Raw genomic sequence first — 11,636 nt, 5'->3', positions numbered from 1 at the left:
CCGCTCCCCGTAGCGCGTTCAGCAAATGACCGGGTCGGTCACGTCGTGCGCGGAGTTCCAGTCGTCCTTGTCCGCGGGGAGATACGTCATTCTCTCGAAGTCCCCCTGGTCCGTGGCGCCGCCACCGCCCATCGGCATGAACGGCATGCCGCCATTCATGCCGTTCCCCGACGTCCGCATCGCCGTCGCGAGCCCTTGGCCGCCCGCGCCCATGCCACCGTTCGGCGAGCCGAGCACCGAGGGCACGCTGGGCGTGCCGGTGGGCGAGAGGACGCCCACCGTGTTGGGGGCGATGGTGCTCACCGGATTGCCGGTCGGGTTGAAGTTGGCCGTGGTCGGTATGGTCGGCGTGGTCGGCGTATAAGAGGACACTTCTGTCCCGTTCGGGTCCAAGCCGCCCTTGACGTTGTCGCTGCTGGTCTTGTCGTCCTGGCCGAGCACGGGCGGGACCGTCTGGTCCTGTGTGTCGGAACCGCCGGTCTTCGATGGGTCCTGGCTGCCGGTGCCGTCACTCGACGAATCGCCCTGACCGCCGGAGTCGGAGCCGTTCTGGTCGCTGCCGGAGTCCGAGCCCGGCTTGTCGCCGGAGTCGGAACCGTTCTGGCCTCCGGAGTCCGAGCCCGGCTTGTCCGAGCCGGAGCCCGAGGAGTCTCCCGTACCGCCGCCGCGCGAGCCGTCGGAGCCCGTGCCACCCGTAGAGCCCGTGGAGCCGGTGGAACCTGTGCCGCCGGAACCGGAACCGCCGTCGAACCCGCCAGAGCCACCCGATGACCCGCTCCCGCCGGAGCTGTCGCTGATCCCCACGCCGCCCGGGTATCCGGGGTCGCGGTACGTGCCCGTACCGCCCGGGATCGAGACGCCGGGCAGCTCGTAGGACACGTCGTGCGGGACCTGCACGTTGTAAAGATCGACGATCTTCTTGTTCAGCTCCTGCATGGCCTTCTGGGCCTCGCGGTCCTCGAAGGCCTTGTTCGTGGCCTCTTTGTCCACGGCGATCTCGGAGCTGGGCACATCGTTCTTGGAGCTGTCCGCCGCCGAGATGCCCTGGACCTTCGAGATCGTCTCGGGCAGGTAGCTCGCGTACTGGCGCAGGGCCGAGCCCATCATCTCCAGCTTGGTGGCCAGCTCGCCGCCGGAGGCGTGCAGCATCTGCAGCGCGTGGCGCGCCTTGCTGGCGTCCGGGCCCGTCCACACCTTGATGATCTTGCCGGCGTGCTCTTCCAGCGCGTTGGTCGCCTGCTCGATCGTGCTTGCCGCCTTGTCGTAGGCGAACCCGGCGTTCTCGATCTGGGTGGGCTCGGTGTTCTGCAGCATCGTCAGGATCTCGTCCTTGGACGCGTTTACCGACCCGCCCTCCGGCATCTTGTCGAACGACAGGATGACGACGACGTGCCTACCGCCCTTGCCCTCGGCCATCAGCCCTTGCCCTCATTGGCCTGGTCACCGGCGCTGTGGTTGGCCGCGCTCGCCTCGACCGCGGCGATCACGTCCTTGTAGGCGTCGATGAACTCCTTGTACACCTGCGCGAACTTCTTGCCGCCACTGTTGGAGCCGACCGTGCTGCTGAAGGCGCTGGCGTCGTGCCAGGTGCCTATCTGCGCCTCGGAGAGCTGGCAGTGGTCCAGGATGCCGTTGACGGAGCCGCTGGTGTAGCCCTCCGCCGAGCCGGGCCCCTGCATCCCGCCGAGGTACGACTTGAGCTCGTCGGCGATCGCACGCATGGCGGTTGGGGAGTGCTCCCGTCCCGCTCCCGCGTCGAACAGATCAGGATCGACGTACAGAGGGTCCTGGCCGCCCTCCATGGCATCCTTCTGGGTCATCCCCAACCCCCTTAGACAACGGAACCCGGCCGGCGCTTCACGGCACCGGCCGAGGGAGGCACGATCGCCGCAACGGACTGCTAGTCGGTCCAGATGCTGATGTTGCGCCGCTCAGCGGTCTGGTAGTTGCCCTTGGCGATCTCGACGGCCTTAGCCGCTTCGAACAGCTGCTTGCCCATCTCAACCTCGAGGTTGTCCCACTGGGCCTTCTTGCCGTCGAAGAACGTCTTGGCCTCACCCTCCCAGTCCGCGCCGAGGGTGGTCCTGACGTCGTTGTAGAGATCGTCCGTCACCCGGTCCAGCTCGGTGACGATCGACTTCAGCTGCTCGTACGCCGCTTCCATGTTGGGGAAGTGGGCGTAGGTGTAGTCCTCTGGGGTGAACGTGCTGTCGGCCATGAGTGTCTCCGTCCTAGCTGCTGGGGGGCTTAGTTCGACGCGTTGATGAGCGAGTCGATACGGCCGGCGCCGCCAGCGCTGTTGAGCCCGCTGGAGATGTCCATGTTCTGCTGCGCGGCGTCGGCGTACACACCGGCACCGACGTTCAGCTTGTCGTAGATCTCCTCAAGGATCTTGATCACTTGACGGAAGTCGACGTCCCAGGCGTCGAGAGCCTTGCCGAACTGCTGGGAGGCGCCGCCCTTCCAGCCCGCGTTCATCAGGTCACCCTTGATGGTCTGCACCCTCTGGCGCATGCCCTCGATGTACTGGGCGGTGGTTTCGCACTGGCCGGCAGCCTTGATGAGCTTTGTGGGCGCCGTACCCATAAGTGTGGCCATTGGACCTCCAGGTCAACAAGGTCTGGTTCTGTACGGCGGTGCCGTAGGTCCGGTCAACCCGGGTACCCCCGCAAACAACATCAAATGGCATGCTAGCCCCCATCTGCCCCAGAAATAACAGATACTTAACATAACGGCTAGGTCACCGTTAGGCGACTTCTTGGTAAACAAGCAGGTAGACGGGCCGCCGATTTCTGACTGGCCCCGCTGTTGGGTGGTCGCGACTTGTCGTAAAGCCCACAACCTGTACGGCCCAGCAGCCTCACAGATACGCTTTTGCCGCTTCTGTGTTGATTGCTGGGAGGGCGACAGGTGGCCGAATTCGGGACCGTGGGGCGGTCGAGCATCGACAGCCTGCTCAACTGGAGCTCTCCCCCGCCGCAGGAGGGACCGAGCGAAGTCCAGGTGGGCACCGCGCCCCCGGGCTCGATCGACGGTGGAACGACCGTCCTTTCCGCGGGTAGCGCGAACGGGGACACTTCCCCGGCGAGCCCCCAGGACGGCGGCACTTCGGGAGACCCCGTGAGCCTCGTCGAGGCCGGCTCGGTCGCCGACCAGACGACCCAGTCGGGCACCATCGACGACCAGGCGATCCCGCCAGACCAGGCGGGACCCGCCGTCGACCAGGTCCCGCCGGACCAGGCAGGACCTGCCGTCGACCAGATCCCACCGGATCAGGCGGGCCCGGCCGACGGCCAGGGGGACCCCACGGTGGCCGAGGTCCAGTCCGACCAACTGAGTGTCGGGCCCGAGACGGTGGACGACGTGATCGACGGCGAGCCCGGCTCGGTCGATCCGCAGGCCGCCGAAGGCGACCCTGCGTGGGAGCCCTCAGACGCCGACGAGAGCGCGAACCCCGACGGCACCGGCACGTCGGACGACGCGACCGAGGACCCGAACGCCCCGCAGGACCAGGACGACACCGGAAACCAGGACGACACCAACGACCAGAACGGCACGGACACCGGCGACCAGGGCGACCAGGGCGACACGTCGGACCCACAAACCGACCCCGGCACCGGCCAGGAAGACCCCAGCGGCTCCCAGGGGCAGGATCCCGCGGACTCTCAGACGGACCCGGGCAGCCAGACCGACCCCAGCGTGCCCGACGGCCAGGACGGCACGACCGTTCCCGAGACTCCCTCGACGGATCCGTCAGCCGGTAGCGGCGGCACCGAGGACCCCGGCTCCGGCACCCCGGAAACGCCGACCACGGAAACCCCCACCCCGGACCTGCCAACCGCGGACACACCCACCGCGGAGACTCCGGCCGCGGACACACCCACCGCGGAGACTCCGGCCGCGGACATGCCCAGCGCGGACATGCCCAGCGCGGACATGCCGAGCGCGGGCACCCCGTCCGCCGAAACCCCCAGCTCCACCGGAGGCGGCGGGGGCGGGGGCGGGGGCGGGGGTGATGACCAGGGCAAGGGCAAAGGCGACGACAAAACCGACAGCAAGGACACCCCCAAAACCGCGAGGGACGCCAAGCTCGCGGCAGACGGCGTGGACGGCGGCTGGCGCAAGATCCGCCCCGAGGTCATGGAGAAGCTTGGCAAGGCGATCGGCCCCTCCAAAGACGGCAAGGGCGACACCCCAGGCGACCACATGGGCGCCGCGGAGGACACGGCCCGGAACATCGACATCGGCTTCCCGGGGTTCGGCCTGTTGGGCGCGGTGACGTTCGCCCCCGCGTACCACTCGGCCCGTTCGACGGCCGCCGACTACCTTAAGAGCGCCAAGCACCAACTAGGCGCATGGGACGAGCAACTCCAAACGGGAGCCGGCTTCATCCGGGACGCCGACAACAAGAGCACCGTGTAGAGCTGACCCCAGGGATGACATGGACTATTACTCAAACGGCACAACTTACTACTCCGTGGCGATGGGACTTTGCCTCGCTGCTGCGGTGATGCCGTCCAATCCCGCACTGAAAACGATCTCCAAGTTCGCCGGGACGCTTATCGGCACGATGTACTCCAGCCCCAGCGACATCCGTGAAGCGGCCAGGCACACCCGCGGCATGACCAAGACGGTCGACAACGCGGCGACATCCATCGACACCGCCATAAACACCATCAGCGACGACGACTGGGAGAAGATGGCGCGTCCGGACGTTGACGCGGCGATGAAGAAGTTCACCGCCCAGGCCAAGAACGGCTCGCAGATCTACGAAGCACTCGCGAGAGCGCTCGACCAGCTCGCCCAGAATTCCTTCCAGATGTCCGTGGCCGGCGTCTCCGTAGCCTCGGTCCTGGTCGCCCTCTCCATTGCCAGCGTCGCGAGCAAGACCTTCCCTCCCGCGGCACCGGCGATAGAGCTCGCCACCACCGCTTCGGGCAGCGCTGCGCTCGCCGCGCTGAGGAAGATCGCGACCAGCAGCATGGCCATCTACGCGACAGCCGGCAGCATCGCCGCGACGGTGGCCCTGCAGATGAGCCAGAGCGCCTCGGAGAACATGAACAAGGCCGTCACGCCCACGGACTCCAAGGAGATGCCGGTGTTCGAGCAGGTCTACATTCCCAACCTGCCCCGGTTCGGCAAGGACCACAAGCCCCTGGGCACGAAGAAGGACGCCTAGGCGACGGTCAGAGGTCCAGGCGGCGGCGGATGCGGTCGAGCTCGCCCATGACGTCCTCGAACGTCCGGTTGTAGGCGGACTCGGCCTCCTTGATCTTGTGCAGGGCGGCCTCGGGGTCGTCGACGTACTTCATCGGGTTGTCCTCGTCGCCGAACGCCTCGCCCATGGCCTCGGTGACCTGCCTCTGCAGGTCCGCGGTCGCCGCCTGGAGCTGCTCCTTGATGAGCTCGGACAGCTCGCCCGAGCTCAGCCGCATCGCCTTGGGATGCAGCAGGAGGTCGCGCAGCCCCTCGCTGCCGTACGCGATCGTGACCAGGCCGTCGTCGTCCTGGGCCCGCCCGACGATGTCGGTCATGTTCTTCTGGAGCTCTTCGATGCGGGCGAACTGTTCGTCCGCGCCCTTGAGAAGCTTCTCGATGTCGATGTTCGCGAAGTCCCCAAACTCCTGCATCTTCACTCCACTCTCACAGCAGTGTTAAATCGCGCAGCAACCTATCAGCCCGACAAACCGCGCACCCAGGAATAGACCTCCAGAACGCCCAGCGCAAGCGGGAAGAGCTCCACGATCAGGATGACGTCCACGATGTCCGCCGCACGGCCCCAGAACGGCGACGGCCGGCCCGTAGGCAGCCAGAGGCCGATGCCGACGGCGGTCAGCGCCAGCCACAGCATGATGATCGCCACGGCCACGGCCCCGATGACGCCGGACTTCGGGCCGAGGGTCAGCGCCAGCATGCCGAACGCGGCGAGACCGACGGTGATCAGCCACAGCCGCTGACGGACACCGCGGAAGACCCGGGCCCGCATCATCAGCGTCAGTCCGAGCGTCCCGGTCATGAGGGAGGCGACCCAGCCGCCGTACGTCGCCAGCAGCACCTCGGAGACCAGCGCCACCAGCCCGACCGCGATGATCATGCCGGTGGCGTAGCGCTGGGCGATGATGGTCCGCTCCTGGATGGCCGTGCTGTCCAGGCGCTGGTTGTCGGCCCGCAGTTCCTCGGCGGTGGTGGGCATGGCCGGGAGCGGCACCTTGGCCAGGCGGAACGACAGCGTGGGCACCAGCGGGCTCAACCCCAGCAGGATCGACACCGTCACCCCGGCCACTCCCGCGGGCGGCGATCCCCACACCATGACCACGGCCGCGCCTATCGCCCCGCAGGTCGCGGCGACGGCCGTACCGAGGAATCCCGGTACGCCGTCGGAGATCAGCGCGCCCGCGATGGTCGCCACCAGCGCGGTGCAGGCGAGCGCGGCCAGCAGGTGGGGAGCACCGATGTTCAGGACGCCGCCGCTGGCCGGTGCGAACAGGCCCGCCATGAAGCCGTACGGCAGCGCCGCGTGCCCGATCAGGGCGCCGGCCAGGGAGTCGCCCACCGCCCTCGACAGGGCCGCGCCGGTGGCCACGATCACGAGCGCCATCAGGGCCGCCACCACCGTGACGACCAGCGGGGGCGCTCCGGAGAGCGCCAGGGCGAGCGCGCCGACGACCAGCAGCCCGAGCGCGCCGCTCGCGCCCATCAGCCGGGTGTTCCTGCCCTCCCAGATGCCCGAGGAGTTCTTCACCCCGGTCGCGACCACGTCGGCCACGTCGTCGTACAGGGCGGGCGGCAGGATCGCCTCGCGCGGCCTGAGGTAGAGCACCTCGCCGTCGAGTATGCCCAGCGCGCCGAGGCTCTGGCCCAGGTCGAGCGGGGAGCCGCCGAGCCGCTGCAGCGTCCATCCCGGCGCGGCGGCGGACTCGCCGCCCAGCTCGTCCAGGGCGCGCAGCAGGCCGGGCAGGACGTGCGGGAGCGGGATGTCGGCGGGCAGCGCCAGGTCGGCCTTGCGCCGCGGTCCCACGATCGTCACGTGGCACAGCGGGGGCAGCGGCACGTGCACCTGGGCGAGCGAGCTGACCTGCATGGGCCCCGGCGGATGCGGGGGGCCCTGCAGGTGCGGCGGGCCTGGCAGGCGCGGCGGACCCTGCGGAAACGGTCCCTGAACGGCCGGTCCGTGGACCATCGATCCCATCGCTGGACTCCGTCCCACGAGCATCATGGACAAGAGAGAACATATCGGGTCGCTTCTGGTAAGAAGGTCAGCAACCGATACGGAGGACCATTCCACGGTGAGCATCGTCGTTGTCCGGCGACCCGAACGTCGTCCCAGCCCCAAGCCTCCGCGCGGGGAGATCCTGCTCGAATCGCCGCCTGAGATCCCCGAGGTCCAGGGCCAGGGCTTCATGCTGGTGCTCACGTATCTGCCCATGGTGGCGGGCGCCGCCGCGATGGCCCTGATGTTCACCGCGGGCGGCAACTCCAATCCGATCATGTACGTGGCCAGCGGCATGTTCGCGGTCTCCATGGTCGGCATGACGCTGGGGCAGATGGGCCGCCAGGCGGGTGAGCGCAAGCACAAGCTCAACGGGGCCCGCCGCGACTACTTCCGCTACCTGTCGCAGGTGCGCAAGAAGGTCAGGCGGGCGGCCAAGCAGCAGCGCGAGGCACTGGAGTGGAGCGGCCCCGAGCCCGACGCGCTCTGGTGGATCGCGATGGGCCCCCGTCTGTGGGAGCGCCGGCCGCGTGACGACGACTTCAGCACGGTAAGGCTCGGCACCGGCGTGCAGAAGCTGGCCATCCAGCTCATCCCGCCGGACTCCAAGCCGGTGGAGGACCTCGACGCGCTGTCGGCCGGTGCGCTGCGCAGGTTCGTCAGGGCGCACGCGACGGTGTCGGAGCTGCCGGTGGCCGTGGCGCTGGGCTCGTTCGCGCGCATCAAGCTCAGCGGCGACCCGATGGCCATGCGCGAGCTGGTGCGGGCCATGATCGGCCAGATGGCGGTGTTCCACTCGCCGGACGACCTGCGGATCATGGTGTGCGCCGGCCAGGAGTGGATGGGCCACTGGGACTGGGTCAAGTGGCTGCCCCACGCGCTGCACCCCGACGAGGTCGACGCCGCCGGGCCCGTGCGCCTGATGGCCGAGAACATGAGTGAGCTGGACCGCCTGGTGGGTACCGAGCTCAAGGAGCGGGCCAGGTTCCGGCCCGGCTCGCCGGCGGACGCTCTGCCATACCACGTGCTCATCGTCGACGGCGGGCACGTGCCGCACGACTCGCAGCTCGGCACCGACGCCATCCAGGGCGTCACGGTGATCGACCTGTCCGGGGCCACGGGGCCGGTGGAGGAGAAGGCCACGCTCCGGCTGGAGATCCAGCCCGACGGCTTCCACATGATCAAGCTGGACCACGCCGGCAAGGAGAACAAGACCCGGCTCGGCAACCCCGACAAGCTCGACTACCTGCGGGTGGAGGGGCTGGCCAGGCAGCTCGCGCCGCTGCGCGCCTCCGCCACCAGCGGCGGCGAGGTCGAGGATGTGCTGTCGGTCAACACCACGCTGACCGACCTGCTCGGCATCGGCGACCCCCTGCGGCTGGATCCGGCGCTGACCTGGCGGCCGCGGGCGGGCCGCAACCGGCTGCGGGTGCCGATCGGCCTCGGCGCCGACGGCCGGATGGTCGAGCTGGACATCAAGGAGTCGGCGCAGGGCGGCATGGGCCCGCACGGCCTGGTCATCGGCGCCACCGGCTCCGGCAAGAGCGAGCTGCTGCGCACGCTGGTGCTCGGCCTGGCCGTCACCCACTCGTCGGAGATCCTGAACTTCGTCCTGGTCGACTTCAAGGGCGGCGCCACCTTCCTCGGGCTCGACACGCTCACCCACGTCTCCGCGGTCATCACCAACCTGGAGGACGAGCTCCCGCTGGTCGACCGCATGTACGACGCGCTGCACGGCGAGATGGTGCGCCGCCAGGAGCTGCTGCGCTCGGCCGGCAACTACGCCTCGCTGCGCGACTACGAGCGGGCCCGCGAGCAGGGCGCCCAACTGGCGCCGATGCCGACGCTCTTCGTGGTGCTGGACGAGTTCAGTGAGCTGCTGTCGGCCAAGCCGGAGTTCATCGAGCTGTTCGTGATGATCGGGCGGCTCGGCCGCTCGCTCGGCGTACACCTGCTGCTGGCCTCCCAGCGGCTGGAGGAGGGCCGGCTGCGCGGCCTGGACACGCACCTGTCGTACCGGATCGGGCTGCGTACGTTCTCGGCCATGGAGAGCCGCGTCGTGCTCGGTGTGGCCGACGCCTACGAGCTGCCGTCCGCGCCGGGCAACGGCTTCCTCAAGTTCGACACGACCGGGATGACCCGGTTCAAGGCCGCGTACGTGTCCGGCCCCCACCAGAGCGACCCCCGCCTGGCGGCCCCCGAGGGCGGCGACACGACGATCCGCCAGGTCGTCGAGTACGGCCCGGCCTACGCGCCGCTCCCGGTCGTGGAGGAGCCGGCCAAGGAGGTCGCCAGGACGGACGAGGAGAGAGGGCCGCGAGTCAGCCTGCTCGACATCATGGTGGAGCGGTTGTCCGGGCACGGCCCCGCCGCGCACCGGATCTGGCTGCCGCCGCTCGGCGAGCCGCCGACCCTCGCGCACCTGCTGCCTCCGCTGACCGTCACCCCCGAACTCGGCCTGTCCACGCCCGGCTGGGACGGCCGGGGCCGCCTGGCCGGGGTCGTGGGAATCATCGACAAGCCGTTCGAGCAGCGTCGCGACCCGTACTGGCTGGACCTGTCGGGGGCGGCCGGCCACGTCGGCGTCGCGGGCGGCACGCAGAGCGGCAAGAGCAACGTGCTGCGCACGCTGGTGACCAGCATGGCGCTCACGCACACGCCGCGCGAGGTGCAGTTCTACTGCCTGGACTTCGGCGGTGGCGCGCTGGCCGCGCTGGACGGCCTGCCGCACGTCGGCGGCGTGGCCACCCGCATGGACGGCGACCGGGTACGCAGGACCGTCGCCGAGCTCGCCACGATCCTCCAGCAGCGCGAGCGCGACTTCGCCGCGCGCGGCATCGACTCGATCAGCACCTACCGCCGTCTCGTGGCCTCGGGAGAGTACGAGGGCGACGGCTGGGGCGACATCTTCCTGCTGATCGACGGCTGGCTGACCATCCGCCAGGAGTTCGAGGCGCTGGAGGGGGTCATCACCGACATGGCCGCCAGAGGGCTCGGGTACGGCATCCACATCATCGCCTCCACCAACAAGTGGTCGGAGTTCCGGGCGGGGATCAGGGACCTGTTCGGCACCCGGCTCGAGTTCAAGCTCGGTGACGCCTACGAGTCGGAGGTCAGCCGCAAGGCGGCGCTGGCCGTACCGGAAGGCGTGCCGGGGCGCGGGCTGACCAAGGAGGGCATGCACTTCCTGTCCGCGCTGCCGCGCGTCGACGGGGTGCGCGGTGCCGACGACCTCTCCGCCGGGGTGCGCTCGCTGGTGGAGGTCGTACGGGCCTCCTGGCAGGGTCCTGCCGCCCGCCCCGTGCGGCTGCTGCCGGCGCTGCTGCCCGCCGCGTCGCTCCCGGAGCCCGCCCTGACCGGGCCGAACCGGATCGCCATCGGCATCGACGAGGCCGCCCTGGCGCCGGTCGCGCTCGACTTCGACGTCGACCCGCACTTCATCGTGTTCGGCGACACCGAGTGCGGCAAGTCGAACGTGCTGAAGCTCATCATGGAAGGCCTGGTCGCGAGGAAGACGCCCAAGGAATGCATGATGATCGTGCTGGACTACCGTCGCGCCCTGCTCGACACCGCGGTCACCGACCACCGCATCGGGTACGCGGCCTCCAGCACCGCCGCGGCCGAGCTGATAAAGGACGCCCGCACCGCGCTGCTCAAGCGGCTCCCTCCGGCGGACCTCACGCCGGAACAGCTCAGGGAGCGTAGCTGGTGGCAGGGCTCCGACCTGTACATCATCGTGGACGACTACGACCTGGTCGCCACCTCGAACAACCCGCTGGCGCCCCTGGCCGAACTGCTGCCGCAGGCCCGCGACATCGGCCTGCACCTGATCATTTCCCGCCAGATGGGCGGCGCGAGCCGGTCCATGTTCGACCCGGCCGTCCAGCGGTTGAAGGAGATGGCGAGCCCGGCGCTGATCATGTCGGGCAACAAGGACGAGGGCGCGTTGTTCGGCAACGTGCGTCCGCAGCCGCTCCCGCCGGGCCGCGGCTTCTACGTGGACAGGAGGTCGGGGGCGCGCCTGATCCAGACGGCGTTCCTGGACACGCCGTAGATCGTCGGCCGTGTCACCTGTGCGCACACGCTGGTCAGCCCTGTGAGTCGAGCTCGGCGGTCTCATACGTGTTGGCGTTGACGTGCAGCCCGTCGCCCACACCCTCCAGCTCGTCGATGTAGTCCTCGAAGCCCTTGAAGACGGCCTTCGTCCGGAGGGGGAAGCTCTTCTCGAACTCCGCGCCGTACTGGTCGTCCCCCATGGGCCGCCCCTCGGCCACGAACACGGCGCGCAGCTCGTCACGGACCTTGCGCACGTGCTCGGCCTCCTCCTTCGCCGTTTCGGCCCCACGCCGGATTTTTGGCCATTGCGCGGAGTAGCTGGCTTCCTGCCCCAATCGTTTCTCCTTCCTCAAGGACATCTCAGATAACT

10 protein-coding genes are annotated in these 11,636 nt (G+C 69.0%); 3 read left to right on the top strand and 7 right to left on the bottom strand.

Annotated elements, in window-relative coordinates; genetic code table 11:
• Positions 1 to 18: 18 nt before the first annotated feature.
• The 4 genes from KLK06_RS01455 to KLK06_RS01440 all read right to left on the bottom strand — a co-directional run bounded on the left by KLK06_RS01455 (position 19) and on the right by KLK06_RS01440 (position 2,598).
• On the bottom strand, positions 19 to 1,416 hold the full coding sequence (locus KLK06_RS01455; protein WP_214633422.1) for a WXG100 family type VII secretion target: 1,398 nt from the start codon (positions 1,414 to 1,416) through the stop codon (positions 19 to 21).
• Entirely contained in the window at positions 1,416 to 1,820 is a 405-nt protein-coding gene (locus tag KLK06_RS01450) for a hypothetical protein (RefSeq protein WP_214633421.1), read from the bottom strand. Before KLK06_RS01450 ends, KLK06_RS01455 begins: the two co-directional genes overlap by 1 nt.
• Before the next feature lie 80 nt (positions 1,821 to 1,900).
• Positions 1,901 to 2,218 (bottom strand): WXG100 family type VII secretion target, encoded by a 318-nt coding sequence (locus KLK06_RS01445; RefSeq protein WP_214633420.1) that lies wholly within the window; start codon positions 2,216 to 2,218, stop codon positions 1,901 to 1,903.
• Between the two features lie 29 nt (positions 2,219 to 2,247).
• A complete protein-coding gene (locus tag KLK06_RS01440) occupies positions 2,248 to 2,598 on the bottom strand; it encodes a WXG100 family type VII secretion target (protein WP_214633419.1) in 351 nt (116 codons plus the stop codon).
• A gap of 312 nt (positions 2,599 to 2,910) precedes the next feature.
• Here KLK06_RS01440 and KLK06_RS01435 point away from each other — a divergent pair, with 312 nt between their 5' ends.
• Entirely contained in the window at positions 2,911 to 4,422 is a 1,512-nt protein-coding gene (locus KLK06_RS01435) for a hypothetical protein (RefSeq protein ID WP_214633418.1), read from the top strand.
• Positions 4,423 to 4,441: 19 nt separating this feature from the next.
• Positions 4,442 to 5,179 (top strand): WXG100 family type VII secretion target, encoded by a 738-nt coding sequence (locus KLK06_RS01430; protein ID WP_214633417.1) that lies wholly within the window; start codon positions 4,442 to 4,444, stop codon positions 5,177 to 5,179.
• A gap of 7 nt (positions 5,180 to 5,186) precedes the next feature.
• Here the strand turns inward: KLK06_RS01430 and KLK06_RS01425 are convergent, their stop codons facing one another.
• Together KLK06_RS01425 and eccD are read right to left on the bottom strand one after the other, a co-directional pair.
• Positions 5,187 to 5,630 carry a YbaB/EbfC family nucleoid-associated protein gene (locus KLK06_RS01425; protein WP_214633416.1) on the bottom strand — a complete coding sequence of 148 codons (444 nt, stop codon included), beginning with the start codon at positions 5,628 to 5,630 and terminating at the stop codon, positions 5,187 to 5,189.
• Between the two features lie 44 nt (positions 5,631 to 5,674).
• Positions 5,675 to 7,189, bottom strand: a complete 1,515-nt coding sequence (eccD, locus tag KLK06_RS01420; RefSeq protein WP_250904732.1) for a type VII secretion integral membrane protein EccD — start codon at positions 7,187 to 7,189, stop codon at positions 5,675 to 5,677.
• A gap of 97 nt (positions 7,190 to 7,286) precedes the next feature.
• On the opposite strand from eccD, the gene eccCa reads away from it, so the two are divergent.
• Positions 7,287 to 11,264: a type VII secretion protein EccCa gene (eccCa, locus tag KLK06_RS01415; protein WP_214633415.1), complete on the top strand. Its 3,978-nt coding sequence runs from the start codon at positions 7,287 to 7,289 to the stop codon at positions 11,262 to 11,264.
• Positions 11,265 to 11,298: 34 nt separating this feature from the next.
• Here the strand turns inward: eccCa and KLK06_RS01410 are convergent, their stop codons facing one another.
• Positions 11,299 to 11,601, bottom strand: a complete 303-nt coding sequence (locus KLK06_RS01410; protein WP_214633414.1) for a hypothetical protein — start codon at positions 11,599 to 11,601, stop codon at positions 11,299 to 11,301.
• Between the last annotated feature and the right edge of the window lie 35 nt (positions 11,602 to 11,636).

This window comes from Nonomuraea sp. NEAU-A123, from assembly GCF_018603905.1.
Taxonomy (GTDB): Bacteria; Actinomycetota; Actinomycetes; order Streptosporangiales; family Streptosporangiaceae; genus Nonomuraea.
Note: the sequence above shows the minus strand (reverse complement) of the source record. Positions and strands in the feature narration are given on the sequence as shown.